This is a genomic window from Cupriavidus sp. 05N38 (assembly GCF_056397345.1).
In genome coordinates this window covers 1-19,463 of the sequence record NZ_JBFTNF010000046.1, presented here as the reverse complement: position 1 = coordinate 19,463, position 19,463 = coordinate 1, and the positions used below count along the sequence as shown (strand labels likewise).

The 19,463-nt window shown below is 66.4% G+C and carries 6 protein-coding genes; 3 read left to right on the top strand and 3 right to left on the bottom strand.

Going from position 1 to position 19,463, the window contains the following annotated elements; translation table 11 throughout:
* The first annotated feature begins 91 nt into the window (after window positions 1–91).
* From AC1DK4_RS27650 to AC1DK4_RS27640, 3 genes are all read left to right on the top strand, one after another.
* A complete protein-coding gene (locus AC1DK4_RS27650) occupies window positions 92–1,075 on the top strand; it encodes a FecR family protein (RefSeq protein ID WP_441620006.1) in 984 nt (327 codons plus the stop codon).
* Window positions 1,076–1,260: 185 nt separating this feature from the next.
* A complete protein-coding gene (locus tag AC1DK4_RS27645; protein WP_441643440.1) occupies window positions 1,261–14,958 on the top strand; it encodes a filamentous haemagglutinin family protein in 13,698 nt (4,565 codons plus the stop codon).
* 185 nt (window positions 14,959–15,143) lie between these two features.
* Window positions 15,144–16,163 (top strand): IS30 family transposase, encoded by a 1,020-nt coding sequence (locus AC1DK4_RS27640; RefSeq protein ID WP_441620010.1) that lies wholly within the window; start codon window positions 15,144–15,146, stop codon window positions 16,161–16,163.
* A 576-nt stretch (window positions 16,164–16,739) separates the two neighbouring features.
* Here the strand turns inward: AC1DK4_RS27640 and AC1DK4_RS27635 are convergent.
* From AC1DK4_RS27635 to AC1DK4_RS27625, 3 genes are all read right to left on the bottom strand, one after another.
* On the bottom strand, window positions 16,740–17,405 hold the full coding sequence (locus tag AC1DK4_RS27635) for a hypothetical protein (RefSeq protein WP_441620012.1): 666 nt from the start codon (window positions 17,403–17,405) through the stop codon (window positions 16,740–16,742).
* A gap of 448 nt (window positions 17,406–17,853) precedes the next feature.
* Entirely contained in the window at window positions 17,854–18,294 is a 441-nt protein-coding gene (locus tag AC1DK4_RS27630; RefSeq protein ID WP_441620014.1) for an HU family DNA-binding protein, read from the bottom strand.
* Window positions 18,295–18,390: 96 nt separating this feature from the next.
* Entirely contained in the window at window positions 18,391–19,308 is a 918-nt protein-coding gene (locus AC1DK4_RS27625; RefSeq protein ID WP_441620016.1) for a tyrosine-type recombinase/integrase, read from the bottom strand.
* Window positions 19,309–19,463 lie beyond the last annotated feature (155 nt).

Below are 19,463 nucleotides of genomic sequence, written 5' to 3'. Positions count from 1 at the left end.
GCGAAGAAATCGTGCCGATCCGGCGTGCCAGAACCGTCTTGATGTCATGCGAGCTTGCTCGGCAACATCGCCTGACGCCATGACTCCCACCATGAACCGCCTGCTCCAACGGCCACGCCGCCTTACCCGGATCGAACGCCAGGCCATGCGCTGGGTGCGGCGCATCAGTGCCGGCCCGATGACCCATCGCGACGGCGACGCGCTGCGCCAGTGGTGCCGGGCCAATCCCGCCCATGCGGCCGCATTTGCCACGGCGCAACGCCAATGGCAGCTGCTGGCGCAGGGCGGTGAAGCGCTGCTTGCAGAGAAGCCGCTGGCGTCGCGCCCGGAGATCCAGGCGTCGCCCGTGCAGTGGCAGCGCCGTGCTTTCCTGGGTGGCGCCGTGGGTGCCGTCGCCGCTACGACGGCCGCGATGATCTATCCGCCGCTGGGGCTGTGGCCGTCCGCGCGCGAGATGCGTGCCGACTATCGCACCGTGGCCGGCGAACAGCGGCATCTGGCACTCGGCGACGACGTCGGCGTCGAACTGAATACGCGCACCAGCATCGCGCTACGCCAGCGTGGCCGGGTGGCGGGCATCGACCTGATTGCGGGCGAAACGGCGATCGACATGGCCGACGCCCGGCTGCCGTTCGCGGTTTCGGCCGGTGCCGGCCGTGCGGTGGGCGCGCGGGCGCGCTTCGAGGTGCGCCACGTCGCCGGGCAGGTCTGCGTGACCTGCGTGCAGGGGCTGGTACAGGTGGCRCACCCGTCCGGCTCGGTGACGCTGACCGCGCGGCAGCAGGTGTCCTATGACGACCGCAAGCTGGCGCGCGTGGTCAACCTCGACGCCGCGCGCATGCCGGCCTGGCGCGAAGGCTTCCTGCGGTTTGCGGAGACTCCGCTCGGGGACGTGGTGAACGAAATCAATCGCTACCGCACCGGCAAGCTGGTGCTGATGGCCAGCCAGCTGGCCACGCGTCCGGTGACCGGGCGTTTCCAGCTCGATGCGCTCGACAAGGCCATTGCGCAGATCCAGCATTCGTTTGGCCTGAGCGCACGCCACCTGCCCGGCGGCGTGGTGCTGCTGTCTTGATTCCGTCGCGGTCCTGTCACCAAATCTTCAAGGAAATCATTGCCGATCCGCACGGGCAAAAGGGTCTAGTTCCCAGGAGCATCGGCGGCATGGGCCGCCGATGGCAATGACGACAGGGCCGCGACGCGGCGCGTGAACGACGACGCGCACTGGCCCGCAAACTTGCTTGACGGGATCGGGGCACCATGCAGAAGCGCGTTTACCAGAAGACCTTGCTGGCGCAGGACAAAGGCAGGATCACGATGACGGTACCCCGGGTGCCGACGATAAGACCGCTGGCCCGCACCGTGGCCCTGCTGGTGGCGGCCGGCGGATTCTGGGGCCACGCGCATGCCAACCAGGCGTTCAGCCGCGCGTGGATGGCGCAGAAAAACATGATGCAGGACACGGCAACCGCCACGGGCCGGCTGCCGAACGGTACGCCCGCAGCGGCGCTGACCAGCCCGAATGCGCAGCAGCAGCGCGCCAGCGAGCAATTGCAGCGCTCGATCCAGAATCTCGGCCAGGCCGCGCAGGGCATCGCGGCCATGCAGGCGACGCAGGCGGCGGCACGGCAGGCCGCCGAGCAGCAATCGCCGGTGCCGGACGGTCTCGCCGAAGGCGGCCTCAAGGTGGACACCAACAGCCTGACCGCCGGCTGGCTCAACGCAAAGAACCCGACCCAGAAGACGGCGGATGGCCGCACGCAGGTCACCATCGAGCAGACCGCCGACAAAGCCATCCTGAACTGGGAAACGTTCAACGTCGGCCGCAACACCACGGTCGAATTCCAGCAGAAGCAGGACTGGGCGGTGCTGAACCGCGTCAATGATCCGCAGGCGCGCCCCAGCAAGATCCAGGGGCAGATCAAGGCCGACGGCACGGTCATGATCGTGAACCGCAACGGCATCGTCTTTACCGGCACGAGCCAGGTCGATACGCGCAACCTCGTGGCGGCCGCCGCCGGCATGACCAACGCCCAGTTCGGCCGCGGCCTGTTCAGCGAGTCGCGCGGCACTGGCTACGTGCCGACGTTCGCCAACGACCTGTCGGTCACGCCCACCGCCGTGACGAACGGCAAGGCCACCGGCGATGTGGTGGTGGAAGCCGGCGCACGCATTGCCACGCGCAAGCCGGAGTCCGTTACGCAAGGTGGCGGCTACGTGCTGCTTGTGGGGCGCGAGGCGCATAACCACGGCACGATCACGACGCCCGGCGGCCAGACCGCGCTGGCGGCAGGCGACAGCTTCGTCATCCGCCGCGGCTTCGGCACCGATACGAACCAGACGTCCACCACGCGCGGCAACGAGATCGATGTGCTGCGACTGGCGGGCAGCGAAGCGGGCCGTGTCAGCAACACCGGCCTGATCCAGGCGGCCACCGGCGATATCACGCTGAAGGGCCACACCGTCGAACAGACGGGCGTGCTGGTGAGTACGACGTCGGTCAATACGCGCGGCACCATTCACCTGCGCGCGGAAGGCGACGGCAAGAGCCGCGTGACGCTGGCGCCAGGCAGTGTCAGCGTCATCGCGCTCGATGAGAGCACGACCACGGCGCTCGACGTCCAGCGCGATGCGCTGCTGCGCGACTCCGCCACGGCCAGCGAGGGCGGCTACAACCGCCGTGACCAGTCGCTGGTGCAGATCGCCTCGGCGGGCGACGTGCTGTTCGATGGCGATTCGCTGACGCTGGCCACGGGCGGGCAGATCAGCGTCAACGCCGTGGGCCGTACGCAGCTGGCCAATCGCGCCATCCTCGACGTGGCCGGCGCGGTTGGCGTCAACGTGGCCATGGCCGCCAACAACGTCGAGATCAACGTCCAGGGCAACGAGCAGCGCGACGCGCCCGGCAATCGCGACTCGAAGACCCTGAACAACACCACGATGTGGGTGGACCGCCGCTACCTGGTGCGCGTGGCGGCCGGCACCAATGGCTACACCACCGATCGCTGGTACACGGGCGGGGGGCTGCTCGAAGTGGGCGGCTACCTGAGCACCAGCGGCCATGGCATCGGCGAATGGGCCGCGCTGGGCGGCACGGTGCTGTTCGATGGCGGCGCGCTGGTCTCGCAGGCCGGCTCGTCGGTCAATGTGTCGGGCGGTTCGCTGGACTTGCAGACCGGCACCATCCGGCAGAGCTGGCTGCGCGGCGAGGATGGCCGTCTCTACAACCTCGACAAGGCGCCCGCCGACGTGCTCTACAAGGGCCTGTACCGCGGTTACGAAAGCGAGCACCAGCGCTGGGGCAAGACGGCCGCCGAGCAGTTCAACAGCCCGCTGATCGCGCCGGATCGTCGCCTGGAGAATGGCTACACCGTGGGCCGCGATGCGGGCCGCGTGGTGGTCGGCACCGGCGCCGCCGTGATGGAAGGCGATATCCAGGCCACGGTGTACCAGGGCGCGCGCCAGAGCCAGGCGCGCGACGCCGGGCTCGATGGCTACCGGCAGTCGCAGTTCGCCGCGCCCATGGCCGGCGCACTGGTGATCGGCAAGGTGGTACCCGTGTACGACACCGCGTCGGGCACGCTGCGCGACTCGCCAGTGGCGGTGGCCAGGCGCGTCGAGATCGGCACGGTGGAACGCATTGCGCAAGGGCTGTCGCTCGACGATGCGCTGCCCGACACGCTGGCCGGCCGTATCCGGCTTGATGGCGAGTGGCTCAATACGCAGAAGCTTGGCGCGCTGAAGGTCTATGCCAAGGATGGCATTGCGGTGGATGCGCCGCTGACCGTGGCCCATGGCGGCACGCTGGCGCTGCACGCGGCGGACGTGGCGGCCAGCGCGGACCTGACCGCGCGCGGCGGCACGATCGCGCTGGGCAATATCGTCGACACCTACCAGCCGAACGCAGCGGCCTGGACTGCGCTGCCGATTTCGACAACGGCCCCGGCCAGGGTCGGCGTGGCCGACGGCGTCACGCTCGATGCAAGCGGCGTCTGGACCAACCTGCGTACCAACGCCGACGACATCAGTGGCCTGCCATACGTGAATGGCGGCAGCATCCTCATCAGCACGCGTGGCGATATCGACCTCGGCAAAGGCAGTGTGCTCGACGTCTCGTCCGGGGCGGCACTGCAGCCCAAGGGTTCGCTGACTGGTGGACGCGGCGGCAATATCTCGCTGCTGGCCAACCAGTATGACCTCGATGGCGTGGGGTCGGGCACGCTGCGCATGGACGGCGAACTGCGCGGCTACGGCGTGCGCGGCGGCGGCACGCTCAAGATCGATTCGGGCATCGGCGTGGCCATTGGTGGCGGGCTGCTGGCCGAGCAGGGTGTGCTCAAGGCCGGCGAGTCCGTGGCGATCCAGCTGACGCTGGCGCAGGACTTCACCATGCCGGCCGGCACGGTGCTGCCGGTGGACTACACGTTTACGTCGAGCCGCGTCATGCCGGGCGACGCGGCACCGGGCAAGATCGCGCTATCGCGCGACAACCCCGTGACGCTGCTCGGCAACTGGGTGGTGCCGCCGGGCATCGGCTTCCGGTCTTTCCTGGTCTACGACAATACGGGCAGGTTCTACGTATCGGGCCAGACCGTCCCGGCTGGCACGGTGCTGACAAGCACGCAGGAAGACATGGCTCCTGGCTATGTGGTGCCGGCTGGCGTATTCGCCAATGGCATGCCAGTGGCCCAGTTCAGCACCACGTTCAAGGCCGGCACGCCGTTCTCCAAGGGGGTCACGCTCGCCGCCGGCGACCGTTTGCCGGCGGGTGCCGTCTTCGTGACCGACGTTGCCGTCAAGCCATTGCTGGTCCTGGGCGACAAGCTGTTCCAGACCGGCTTCGGTCACTACGACATCATCGGACAGCAGGGCGCGCAGGTGGCCGAAGGCGCGCGGATCGACGTGAACATGCCGGTGCTGCGCCATGACATGGTGGCCGCGCATGCCGCCCCGACGGGGTCGCCGCCGGACAACGTGCTGCAGCGCTACCTGGCACCAGTCTGGGAGGAACACCCCGAGGATGGCGTACTGACGCAGCGCCGTGGCGCCGGCCTGGTGCTGACCGGCGGCAACGTCTATTCGCACGCGCCGGTGGTGATCGGCAAGGGCAGCGCCGTCACGGTCGATCCGGGCCAGGCCATTACCGTGCAGGGCAATGGCCAGATCACGGTCGATGGCACGCTGAACGCGTGGGGCGGCAGGATCGCCATCCTCGAAACCCCGCTGGGGCAGGGCGCTGCCGATACGCCGAGCGGCAAGGCCGATGCCAAGTCGATCTGGATCGGCAGCGATGCGGTACTCGATGCCGCGGGGCGCGCCGTGACGGCGTTTGACGGCCAGGGCCGGCGCCATGGCGTGGCGGCGAGTGGCGGCACAATCGAGATCGGCGCGCCCTATCAGGCGGGCGCGCGCGAGGTGGATGCGGCGGACGCGTTCGTGGTGGTGCGCCCCGGTGCGCGCATCGACGCCTCCGGTGCGTCGGCGGATATCGATGTGCCGGGTCAGGGGCGCGTCACGCTGCCGGGCCATGGCGGCGTTATCGCGCTCAGTTCGATGCGCGGCGTGTTTATCGATGGCGACCTGCGCGCGATGGGCGCCGGGGCCGGTGCGGCGGGCGGTACGCTGGCCGTTGCGCTGGAGACGCCGGTGTACCTGGGCGTGGACCGCAATACGTACAAGGGTGCGAACATCGAGGATGCCGTGCGCGTGCCGCGCGAGCTGATCCTGGCACGGTTGCAGGGCGACAGCCTGCTGCCCGGCGACCTGGTGGCCGGCGCGCGTGCCGATGCGCTGGCCTATGGCCGGGGCCGCATCGGCGTGGATCGCATCCACGCCGGCGGTTTCGGCAATGTGGCATTGCTGGCCAACGGCATGATCAGCTTCGAAGGCCCGGTCGACCTGAGCGTGGAGCAGAGCCTGCGCCTGGTGGCCAGCTCGATCGGCCTGGCGGCCAATGCCGATCCGGCCACGCGCGTGACGCTGGCGGCGCCCTACGTGCAGCTTGCCGGCACCACGCGCCGGCAGGTCGACAACACCATCATGCCCAATGCCGTGGTTGGCTCGCGCAACGCCAGCGGCGTGGGTGGCACGCTGGGCGTGCCGCTGGTGGCCGACGGCACGAGCCTTGTCGTGGACGCGGGCTTCCTCGACCTGACGGGCGCGATGCTGGTCGGCACACGCGGCGAGATCGTCGTCAACAACGGCGATCCGCTCAAGGTCGAGCGCAATGCGTTCGACAACATCACGCTGCGCAGCCGCGCCGACCTGCGGATGTCCGGCGCCGCGGAGCTGTATGTGCCGGGCAACCTGACGCTCGCCGCTTCGCAGATCTATCCCGCGTCGAACGACAGCGGCAAGGTCGTGGTCGGGGTGACGAGTTATATCGACGAGTGGGGCAACCTGTCGCGCCGTACGGACCTCACCCGCAGCCTGAATATCGAGCGTACGACCGACGCGGAACCTGCCCAACCGTATTCGGTCTTCGGCACGATCAGCCTGGCGGGCCCCACCGTCAATCAGAGCGGCGTGGTGCGTGCGCCGCTGGGCCGGGTCAGCTTCGGTTCCAGCGAATACGGCGGGGAGACCGGCACCATCAACCTGCTGCCCGGCAGCGTGACGTCGGTCAGTGCGAAGGGCCTGGCCATGCCGTATGGCGGCACGCTCGACGGGCTGAGCTATCTGTACAACGGCAAGGACGTGGCCTATGACCTCGTGGGCACGGGTCCGACCATCACGCTGACTGGCCATGCGGTGGACGTGCGCGACGGCGCGGTGCTGGACATGAGCGGTGGCGGCAGCCTCACGGGCGCGGCCTTCCTGGGCGGGCGCGGCGGTTCCACCGACGCCCGCATGTATCCGCTGATCCAGGTGGGCTCCAACGGCGGCTTCAAGCTGCCGGGGCTGTCCACCAATCCCGTCTATGCCATCGTCCCCGGCGCGCAGGCCGGCTATGCGCCGATCATCGCGGAGAAGGGTGCCGGCGATCCGGCCATCGGCCGCCAGATCACCATCGGCGCGGGCGTGCCGGGCCTGCCGCCGGGCACCTACACGCTGCTGCCGTCCACGTACGCGTTGCTGCCGGGCGCGTTTCGCGTCGAGCTCAACGGTGCGGCCAGTCCGGCGCTGGCGTCGCTGGCGTCGCCGTCGGCGCAAGGCGCGCTGGCTATGCGCAATGGTTCGCATGCCGCCAGCGTGCGTCTGAGCACGATCGATACCGGCATCCGCGATGCCCTGCCGACGCAGGCCATCATCACCTCGGCCGACACGCTGCGCCGCTATTCGCAGTACAACGAAACCAGCTATGCGGACTTCGCCGTGGCGGCAGCGGAACGCGGCGGCGTGCCGCGTTCGCTGATCGAGCGCGATGCCAAGACGCTGGCGCTGTACTTTATCGGCGCGAACGCCAAGGGTGCGATCGGCGACCTGCCGGCGCTGAAGTTCGACGGCACCACGCGGTACGACACGCCGGCAGGCGGGCTGGGCGGCAGTGCGCTGGTGCTGGCCGGCGGCGGCTCTTATGAAATCATGGGGCCGGGCGCCGAACCCACGCCGTGGGGCGCCTCGAGCCGCATCCCGGTGTCGCTGTATGCGGACGACCTGAACGCCATCGGCGCTGCGCGCCTTGGCATCGGGGCCTTGCCGCAGGTCATCGGCAACAACAGCGGCAGCCAGCGCAACAATGTGCTGGGTTTCCTCGCCAACAACGCCTACGACATCGTGCTGCGCAGCGGCGCTGTACTCAAGGCGCCCGAGGTGTTCCTGGTCACCAACGACAGGAACGGCGGAATCGTTGTCGAACAGGGCGCCGGCATCAATACGCTGGGCCGGGGCAAGGTGGCGTGGGACTCGACCCACGGCTACGTCTACGATCCGGGCGAACGTTCGGTACTGGCGGTGTCCAACGGCTGGATCGACATGCTGGCGCCGTCGGCCAGCGGCAGCTTCGCGCCGGGCAAGATCGACATCGGCGCATGCCCGGCCGGCGTGGTCTGCAAAGGCGCGGCGCAGCTCTATTCCGAAGGCACCATCGCCGCGGTCACGGACCAGGCGTTCGAGCTGCGCGATACGGCGCGCTACGGTACGCGCAACCTGTCGCTGTCCGTGGGTGCCATCAACGTGGGCAGCGACGCCGCGCTGGCGGCGGCCGCCACGCGTGGCGCGCTGCCGCCGGGCTTGCGGCTGTCGCAGGATGTGCTGAACCGCCTGCTGCAAGGCGATACCAGCACCGGCGCCCCGGCGCTGAAAAACCTGATCCTGACTGCGCGCGACGCGGTGAACTTCCACGACTCGATCACGCTGTCGACACTCGACCCGGTGACCCGCAAGTCTGCACTGGAGCGCCTGGTGCTGACCACGCCGGCCATCTATGGCGCCGGCGACGCCAATGCCGAAGCGCGCATCGAGACCGATGTGCTGGTGTGGAACGGCGCCCGCAACGCGCCGGGCCAGGTGGCCACCGGCGGCGCTGGCACCGGCTCGGGCAAGCTGACCATCGATGCCCGCGAGATCGAGTTTGGCTTTGCCCCGTCGGTGCGCGTGGACAGCGTGCACGACTTCGAGCGGCTGGCGCTCGGCTTCAGCGAAGTGAACCTGAAGGCCAACGACCGCATCACCGCCAACAACAGCGGGACGCTCGCGGTCTATCAGTCGCGTGGCGCGTGGGACGACGCGACCAACGGCTACGCGTACACGGGCGGCAACCTGCGCATCGACACGCCGCTGCTGACCGGCCACGCCGGTTCGGTGAACCGGCTGCGCGCGGGTGGCGACATCGTCGTCAGCGCGCCACAGGGTGCTGCGGCGCCGGCGCTGTCCAATGAGGCGCTGGTGGCGGCGCTCGGCGCGGAACTGAAGCTGGAAGGCCGCAGCGTCACGCTGGATAGCGCCGTGGCGCTGCCGAGCGGCAAGCTGTCGGTGACCGCGCAGGGCGACCTCGTGCTCGGTGACCGTGCACAACTGGATCTGGCCGGACGCAAGCTCGACTTCTACGACGTCAGCAAATACAGTTGGGGCGGCGATGTGATGCTGGAGAGCCAGCGCGGCAATATCAGCCAGGCGGCCGGCTCGCGCATCGACGTCTCCGCGCTGGAAAACCGCGCGGGCAGGTTCACGGCCATCGCGCTGGGCGAAGGTGCGGGCACGATCGACCTGCAGGGCAAATTCGTCGGCGGCAGCACGGGCAGTTACGATGCAGGTGGCACATGGGTGCCGTTCGCGGCAGGTGGCGCCGATATTCGCGGCCAGCGTATTGCCGGTTTCACGGGCCTGAACCAGCGCCTGAACGACGGCAACATGACCGGCAGCCGCAGCTTCCAGGTCAAGCAGGGCGACCTGACCGTGGGCGACGAACTGAAGGCGCGCGAGATCAACGTCTCGGTCGATGGTGGTCGCCTCTTGGTCAACGGCACGGTCGATGCCAGCGGCGAACAGGTGGGCAGCATTCGTCTGGCCGCGCGCGATGGCGTGACCATCGGCAGCAGTGCCGTGCTCGATGCGCATGGCCGCATGCTGCGCAAGGACAGCTACGGCCAGGTCATCGAGGCGCCGAACCGCGCCATCATCGAGATCGACAGCCGCAACGGCACGCTGTTGCTGGCCGATGGCGCGCGCATGGACGTACGGGCCGGCACCGATGGCACGCCGCTGGCGCTGGGCACGGTGGAACTGAGCGCCCGCCGTATTGGCGGCGCGCGCGGCAGCGATGTCGATATCGACGCCTCGGGCAATGTGCGGATCGATGGCGCGCGCAGCGTCACGGTCAACGCCTTCCAGCGCTACGACAACGCGCCGCTGGTGAAGGATGGCACCCCCGATGGCCGCGACTACCAGTCGATCACGCAGGGCTACCTGAACGACCTGCACGACGACAGCGTGGCGTTCATGGGCCACGCGCTGGCCAATGGCGACCTGATGACGCGCAAGCTGGCTGGCCTGCGCCAGTACGCCGACGCGTTCCATCTGCGCCCCGGCGTGGAAATCGCCAGCGCCACCCCGGGCGGCGATCTCCATATCGATGGCGATATCGACCTGTCCGGCTATCGCTACACGAGCGTCAACCCGCATTCGCGGATGACGGGCGTGTACGGCTCGGGCGAGGCGGGCGCGCTGGTGCTGCGCGCGGGCGGCAACCTCAAGATCTTCGGCAGCCTGACCGACGGCTTCGACGGCTCGGTGCTGAAGGCCACGCCGGACGACCAGGGCTGGATCCTGGTCAAGGGCCGCATTCCATGGGGCGGCGACATCATCGTGCCGACCGACGGCACCGTGACGCTGGCCGACGGCACGTTCTTCCAGTCCGGCCACACGCTGAACTATGCGCTGCCGATGCAGGCCATGACGCTGCGCGCCGGCACCCAGCTGGCCACGCGGGCCACGCTGACCGCCGATCTGGTGCTGCCGGCCGGCACGGTGCTCGGTGGCGCTGTACGCGACAGCAACGGCAACGTGATCCACGCCGCCGGCACGGTACTGTCGCAGGCGCTGACGCTGGCCAGCGGCATGCAGCTCGATGCCGGCAACCGGGTGCCCACCGCCGCCCGCGTGGCGGCCATGCTGTGGCCGGCCAATGTGCCGCTGCCGTTCCCCGATGGCGCGATCAAGGATATCGGCGACACCTTCGCCGCGGTCAACGGCGTGCAGCTTGCCGGCGCGCTGACGCTGCGCAAGGGCGCCATGATCCCGAGCGAAACCGTGGTGAAGCTGCCCGGCGACGTGGAGAGCGTGCAGATGCGTGCAGCCGATGCCGATGGCAACCAGGGCCGCAACTGGGCGCTGGCGCCAATGCTGGCACCGGGATCGCAATCTTGGTCGATCCGGCTGGTGGCGGGTGCGGACCTGGAAGCCGCCGATACGCGTGCGCTGCTGCCGCGCAGTGCCAACGGCCACGTGCTGCTGGCCGACACGCACTATGGCCTGGCCCCGGATACCGTGCTGAAGCCGGGTACCGGCCTGCCAGCCCAGCTCGTCTGGACGGAGGCGGGCGCCGCGATGCTCGGTTACGAGCCCGGCACGCTGCTCGATCTGAGTGTCTGGGGCGGGGAAGCCGCTGCGCTGGACATGAACAACTGGGGCCTGGGCGAACTGGTAAAGAAGATCGCCGACGGCACGCCACCCGAATACGAGGACAGGAATACCCCGGCACGCCAGCAATTGTTCAGCGTGCTGCGTACCGGCACGGGCGACCTCGACGTGCTGTCGGCCGGCAATTTCACGATGTCGTCGCCGTTTGGCGTCTATACGGCGGGCACGCAGTCGATCGGTGTCGATGCCGCGTACAACCAGGCCCGCTCGGTCGGGACCAACGGCATCGGCACCACGGTGCTGGGTGCGAAGGGCGCCTTCCTCGAACCCTTTGTGAACGGCGGCACGCAAAGCCTTTACCGGGCCTGGTATCCGGAGCATGGTGGCAACGTGCTGGTGCGCGCGGGCGGCGACGTTCGGGGCGACACCATCGGCGGCGGTGGCGACTCGATCCGCAACGACGACGTACTGGGCGTGATGCGCGCCCACAACGACACGTCCGCCGTCGGCAACTGGATGTGGCGGCAGGGCACGGGCAGCGTCGCGCAGCCGGGCCAAGGCTTGCCGACCGCGTGGTGGGTCAACTTCGGCACCTATGTCCCCGTGGCTGCAGGGGGGAGTGCCAAGCACAGCGACACGCCGTTCCTGGTGGGCTTCACCGGCATCGGCACGCTCGGTGGCGGCAACCTGGTGTTCGAAGCCGGTGGCGACGTGGGCATGCTGGAGTCCCGCATGGGGAATGCGTCCGGCATCCTGTCGCGCAGCCAGGGCCTGAACCTGGCGGTGGCCAGCACGGGCCGTGTATCGGCCGATGGCAGCCAGCTCACCCTGACCGGCGGCGGCGACCTCGACATCCGCATTGGCGGGGGGCTGAACCCCGTGGCGGAAGTGCGTTCGCCGAGGGACACGCCGGACGGGGAGACGCCACAGACCCGCTACGACAATGCGCGGCTGAACCTGACCGGCGTCATGACGAACCTGCGCGGTGCCATGCGTGTGGCCACCGGCTCGCTGGGCGGCATCGAACTGCGCTATGACGTATCGGACGGCAAGGAATCGCGCGCGTACCAGCCGTATGTGTCGACCTCGGCCATCGCCGGCGGCGGGCCGGTGCTGGTGCCGGGCGACGCGGGCGTGCGCATCGATGCGCGCGGTGATGTGGCCGTGGGCGGCGTTGCCGACCCGGGCCGCGTGACGCAGGTGCATAACGGCACGCCATTCACGCTCGATGGCGCGTCCTATGCCGGTGAAGGCTGGAGCTGGTTCTCGCTGTGGACGCCGTCCACAGCCATCGACCTGCTCAGCGCCGGCGGCAACCTGACGCCGTCGATGGCGTGGATGGATTTCCGCGGCGGCAACCACAGCGCCACCGATGGCCGCTTCGTGATGCCATCGATCCTGCGCGCCGCCGCACCGAACGGCAGTCTCTACTACGGCGGATCAAGTTCCGGCACGAGGGATTCGACAACCCAGAAGCCGGTGCAATCGCCGGTGGGGCTGGTGATGGCGCCTTCCCCGGTCAGCCCGCACTTCGCGGTGACGGGCACCGGCGCGCTGGAGTTGCTGGCCGGCGACTCGATCTATGCCGGCGGCTATTCGGTCACGCAATCGGGTGCCGATCCGACGGCGCTGCCGAGTCCGTTCAACCCCGGCTTTGCCGGCGTGGTGGGCCAGGCATGGTTTGGCGGCTACACGGCCAACAATGTCAGCGTGAATGGGCTGGCGCCCAGCGTGCTGTTCGGGGCAGGCCTTGGCCCCAGCCAGGTCTTCCCGATGTTCAGCCTGACCGCGCCCACGGTTTCGGGCTATGCGAGGACCGGACAACCGCCCGCGCGCTTCTACGCCAACGAAGGCGATATCGTGGGCCTGCGTACCGGTGCGATCTTGAGTCGCGGCACAATCACCTCTGCGGGCGGCATCCTGCCGACGTGGTACGAAGGTGGCGGCCCCGTGGCCATCCGGGCAGGACGCGACATCGTCAACGCAGGCACGGAACTCGGCTCAACCGAGCTGGTTCCCGAGCAGGCACTCGGCTGGTTCGGTCAGTTCTACAGCAGCCAGCCCAATTCGCCGCTGCGCCCCATGCGGTACAGCGCCGGCACCGTGCGCGGCAACCTGATCGTGCACAACAACGCCGACGACGTCTCCGTGATCTCGGCAGGCCGCGACATCCTGGGCAGCACGTTCTACGTGGCAGGCCCGGGCCTGCTGGAAATCACGGCAGGACGCGACCTCTACCTGGCCGACAAGGGCGAACTCAAGAGCCTCGGCCCGGTGGTCAATGTGCAGGCGGGCGACCGCTCCAGCGGCGCCAGCATCGCGGTGGCCGCAGGCGTGGGGGCGCGCGGGCTCGACGGGCTGGGCTTCCAGGCGTTTGCCGCGCGCTACCTCGATCCGGCCAACCAGGCAGATCCGGGCCGCGCGCTGGCCAGCCAGCCAGGCAAGGCCGTGACGATCTATGGCGGCAGCCTGACCTTGAGCGACTGGCTGCGCATGGAATTCGGCTACCACGGCGACGAGGCCGGCGCACCGGCATTCCTGGCCGCGCGCCAGGCCGATATCGATCGCGCACGGCAGCAGACGCAGGCCACGGGTACCAACATGGCCAACCGCGACCTGCAACGCGAGTACGGGCTGGCCAGCCAGCTTTATCTGGTGAACTGGCTGACCGACCGATTCGGCGGCCGCAACGGGCTGGGCCTGCATTTCGATGCCGCCACGACCGATGCGCGTGCGTTCTTTGCCGCCTTGCCGCCCGAGCAGCAGCGGGCGTATCTGCGCAACGTCTACTACGCCGAACTCAAGGCGTCGGGGCGCGAGTACAACGACACCAATGGCCCGCGCGCCGGCAGCTACCTGCGCGGCCGCGAGGCGATTGCCACGCTGTTGCCGGCGCGGGATGGCCAAGGTGGGCAGGGCGGCCAGCCGGACTACGACGGCGACCTGACCATGTTCAGCAGCGCGAAGTACTATCGCTACCTGCCCGGCAGCTCCGAGCCGGCGGTCACCACCAGGCCCGCGGCCGGCGTGACCTATGTGAGCCGGCCCCAGTGGGTGGCGCTCGGCAATCCTGCGGGCGTGCACTACTACGACGTGCTCGACTCGGGCATCCACACCGACTTCGGCGGCGACATCAGCATCCTCACGCCGGGAGGCCGCACGCTGGTGGGGGTGGATGGCGGGTTTGTGCCGGGCGATGGCTCGGGCGTGCTCACGCAGGGTTCGGGCGAGATCCAGATGTATGCGCGGGACAGCATCCTGCTGGGCCAGAGTCGTATCTTCACCACGTTCGGGGGCAATATCCTGGGCTGGTCGGCGCAGGGCGACATCAACGCGGGCCGCGGTTCGAAGTCCACCGTGGTCTACACGTCGCAGCGTCGCATCTACGACGACTATGGCCGCGTGACGCTGTCTCCGACCACGCCGAACACCGGCGCCGGTATCGCTACGCTGAACCCGATCGCCGAGGTGCCGCCCGGCGACATCGACCTGATCGCGCCGCTGGGCACCATCGACGCGGGCGAAGCGGGCATCCGCGTCTCGGGCAACGTCAACCTGGCCGCCTTGCGCGTGGTGAACGCCGAGAACATCCAGGTGCAGGGCAAGGCCACCGGCATCCCCGTGGTGGCCGCTGTCAACGTGGGCGCGCTGACCAACGCCAGCGCCGCGGCTTCGCAGGCTGCGAGCGCGGCGCAGGAGGCGGTGCAGCGCGAGCGGTCGGCCGCGCGTCAGGCCATGCCATCGGTATTCACGGTGCGCGTGCTGTCCACCGGCAACGAGCCTGCGGAGGGGACTGCCCGGCCCAGGGAAGGCGCCAGCCTGCAGTCACCGGCCTACGACTACAAGGCTGCCGTGCAGGTACTTGGGCAGATGAATCTCGATGAGGCGGCGCTCAGCCAGCTGACACCGACGGAACGAAGGAGCCTGCGACAGCCCTGAGGGAAACGCTCCCACCTTTCCCACGGCGTGGAATTTTAGAGCGCTCGTGACCGGTGCTTCCGAGTTGGGCCCGTCCTGTCGGGCCCAACGGCTGATTGAACGATTAAAGCGCAGAGGCAGGCTGCAAGCTACAGAACGCTACACTAGCTTCAAGTGCAACACCTTGAATCAAGTAAGGTGTTGCGATGACGAAGTACAAGCATCTGAGCGCAGAGGAACGCGCGGTCATCATGATCGAGCATCGGAAAGGCAGCGGCACAAGAGTGATCGCACGACTGCTTGGGCGAAGTGCCTCGACTGTTTCGCGTGAACTGGCGCGCAACCGCGATACGGCTGTACCGCACTATGATGCGACGCGTGCGGCGTCGGCGTACCGTGTTCGTCGTCGAGGTTGCGGGCGTCGCCGCAAGCTGCTTGCCGGCAACGCGCTGTATCAGCATGTGCATGACCGGTTGGTCTACTGGCGCTGGTCGCCGCAGCAGATTGCTGCCAGACTTCGCTGTATGTATCCCGACGATCCCGACCAACGCGTCAGCCACGAAACGATTTACGCCGCGATATACGCCCATCCGCGAGGTGGACTCAAGCAGGCGATGATCGAAGCATTGCGCCAGGAAAAGCCCGTGCGTGGACGCCGACGCACCACGCTTGCTGGCGGCGGATTCGTGCCCGAGGCCCTGCGCATCGTTCACCGGCCCGAGGAGATTGAACTGCGGCAGTTGCCGGGGCATTGGGAAGGCGACCTCATCAAGGGCGCGTTCAATCGTTCCGCCGTGGGCACGCTGGTTGAGCGCAAGACGCGCTTCGTGGTGCTGTGCCGTATGGACGGCTGCACGGCCCAGGACGCCCTGGAGGGCTTCACGCGCCAAATGAAGAAGCTGCCGGCCTTTCTGCGCGAGAGCTTGACCTACGATCGCGGAACGGAAATGACCTGCCATGTCGAACTCTCCAGGCGGCTGAGTTTAGATATCTGGTTTGCTGATCCGCATGCGCCTTGGCAGCGCGGCAGCAACGAGAACACCAACGGTTTGCTGCGCCAGTTTCTGCCCAAAGGCATCGACCTATCGGCAGTCACACAGACCCAGCTCAACGACATTGCCAAATTGCTCAACGGCCGGCCTCGTCAGACGCTTGGCTGGGATACACCCGAGGAAGCGATGGCCAAGGAATTGGAAATCGCTGGATTTGCTAAACGTTGCACTTGACTCTTGAGACCGCCCCCCTTCGCATTTGACTGCCTCCTCGTACGAAGTACGCACAACATGTGGGAGCAGAAAGCCTATATGACGGTCATGTGACGGATATAGCCGATAGTAAAAGTCGTTCTCGAATCCATCGCCTACGTCTTCACGGAGAAATATCGCTGGCTTATTGCAAACATCACACTTTGCGAACGTATGTTATTCAGAAGGGCCTTCTTCGGGAAGAATATTCACTTGCAATGGATGGAAGTTGGTATGCTTTTCACAGTGGTCACAATAGTAGATCAAGGATCCTCCTGATTAATCCAACAATGAATATATGCCTTGGTCGTCCGAATTAATATTATTCACAAACTGATGCTGATGCCGCTAGGTCAGCGGACGACCGTTGTTTGGTCGGGCTCCGGCGCTGGCAAGCCAGCGGCGTGCCGCTGGCGCAAGGGATAGTTTCCGTTGGTCAGAAGGAAATGCGGATCTAAGCGCCCATAGCCGGCGCGGGAGCGAGAAGCGCAGAGAGCGCCAACGCTGGAGAGGAAAATGGCGAAGCCATCGCCAATGTTGCGTTGATTGAACCGAAACTTAGACCACTAGTCCACGATTCGCCAATCCCGCCGTAAGTTGCTCTTTGAATGGCTGCATGCGCATGTAGGCGCGCTTGGAAAGATCAAGCTGATAATCGAGAGACTTGCGAATTTCGGCGTGAATGTGAATCGCGTTGCGTGCCTCGTAGAATTCAATCAACTCATCTTTTAGCCATGGATCTATCAGGCCAAGTGTTTCCGCACACTCTGCCTTTTTATCGAAGCGGACTTTCGACTCGTCTGTTCGACCTATGGCGTCGTACGTCGGGATAATCTTCTTTCCGTCGTGCTCGAGATGCTTCTCAAGGATTGTCATACTTGCGGGAGGTATTGATATTCGCTTCTTCGTCGGGAACTCAGTAAGACCGATCACTGAAGGTTCTGTTGAAAGAACATCGAACAGGATGTGATGGATTACTGCTTCATAGATCGACGCGTAAGACAAAACTTGATTCCTGATTTGTGCTCGCAAAAGCCAATCATTTGCTTCCAAACCTTCTAAGAGCTTATAAATATATCTCGTTGAGATGAACTCTTCACCGAGCCGCTTGGCTAAGTTAGCTTCACCAATGAAGTCAAAGTAGGATATATGCCAAGCCTCATCGGCGATATGCGCGCCAATGTATTGGGAAATTTGGTCTTTTACGGTTTTTTCAAATGCCATGACATTTAAAATTGGTCTGACGTATTAAGTCAACTGACTTGCGTTGATTTATGCACAAGGCGCTACGAAAAGATTGGCCCGGCGTCATGCGTTTGCAGATAAACGAGTAAGATCGATGCAGAGTTTATTCAACTCTTGCGTGAGCAGCGTCAGGCTATATCACTGAAACCCGTACACAGCGTTAATCTGCCGGAGCCTGCGTCAGTATACCAAAGGCGGCGAACAATATTTCGCATGGGTATCTGTGCAGGGACAAATTGTTTCGGTCAGTGACCGCTTTCGAGTAACTGTTCGAAAGGCCGCTAATGGCCGGCCTCAGCCGTCTGCTGCGTTTGTCCACCCTGCGCCCACCCTTCGCCCCGCCACGTAAGGGCCTATTCTTTTCCCTGCCGGGCATCCATAAAAATGGAGCCTCGCGGGCTCCATTCGTTCAGCAGGCTGGTACGCCTTACAGGGCGGCGTCCTTCAGTTTCTTCAGTGGGCGGACCTTCACCTTGACGGTGGCGGGCTTTGCTGCGAACCACTGATCCTCGCCGGTGAACGGGTTCTTGCCAAAACGCTTCTTCGTGGCAGGCACCTGAGTGGCCACGACCTTGAGCAGGCCTGGGAGCGTGAATTCGCCCGCGCCCTTCTTGTGCACGGCGCTCAGGACCGTGTTTTCCAGGTGGGCCAGCACGGTCTTGACGGTCTTGGCGTCCAGCTCGGTCTGGGCGACCAGGTGGGCCAGCAAGCTCGCCTTGGTGAAGGTTTCCTTCAGCGGCTTTGCCACCGGTGCAGCCGCTGTGGTTTTCTTCGCCGGTGCGGCCGCCGCCTTCTTGGTGGGCGCTGCTGCCTTCGTGGCGGCAGGTTTGGCCGGGGTCTTTACGACAGCTTTTGCTTTGGTTGCCATGGATTCTTTCGTGGTTGCTCGTTGATATGTTGCCGTAGAGGCGTCCGCGAGAATAGCAAATTCCATGCGGTGTGTGCGAGTGCGTGAAACCAACGATTACAACTGCGCGCCGATGGTAGCCCTGATCCGGTCACAGGTTCGCGTGCTGGCCAGCCCAAGCAGCTTGCTGACTTCATTGCGGTCGCGCCCGGCAAGTAGCCGCCGGCGGCAGTAGGTGTTGCGCAGCACCCGCGGGCTCATGTCTTGCGCTTCGAAGTCGATCGCGACGAGCGCCGCTCGCACGATCTTGCCAAGACTCATATCCGTGATCGGCTCGCCGCTGGCCCGGAGTGAGAACACGAGGTCGCCAAGGACCGGAAGGGTCTGCCGGCGAATGCACCACTTGGTCAGGATCGGCACCGCGAATGCGGCGAGAGGGATCGTGCGGGTATCACGCGCGCCGTGGGCTGGCACGCGCAGGTAGGGCGGGGCAACATCGGGCTGCAGGTCCTCCCGGCGGGCCGTGCGGCCTTCCAATGCCGTGACGCCGGTGCCGAGGAAGAGTGCCACGATGGCGCGGTTGCGCAAGGCCGCCAGGTCATCCCCGGCGTGGGGCTGCACCCACGCCTGCAGGCGGGCGTCCGCCTCCTCTGGCAAGTAGATGGGGTCCGGCTCGGCCTTCGGCCAATGACCGTCGCGGACCAATTGGCGGGCTGGATTGCTCTTGCGCACACCGATGGCAACCAGGTGGCGACACAAGCGGTCCAGCAGTTTCAAGTAGCGCATGCGCGTGGCGGGACTGTAGCCGCGCGGGTCGGGCGCTTGCCAGAAGGTATCGATATGGTCTGGGCCGAACGTGGCCACGGTGGTGTCGACGTCGAGCAGATGGCGCCGAAAATGCTCGAACATGGCCTGATGCTGGATGATCGAGCGGGCCGCGAAAGGGCGCCGGTCCGCGCCCGACGCCTCGCGGCGCTGCCAATCGGCGTAGGCGAGGGTGGGATTGGTGAGCCAGAGGCTGTCGACGGGTGTCATGACCGCATTTATATACTGAGTGCGCCGGGAGACCGGCAAGGAGTTGGTGGTGCAAGTCCACTACGATGAAGGAATAGCGAGCCACATCGGCCCCGAGCCGTGCGCAGGCCACCGCGAGGTGGTAGGCGAAGCGTCGGTAGGGGAGCGTATGGGCC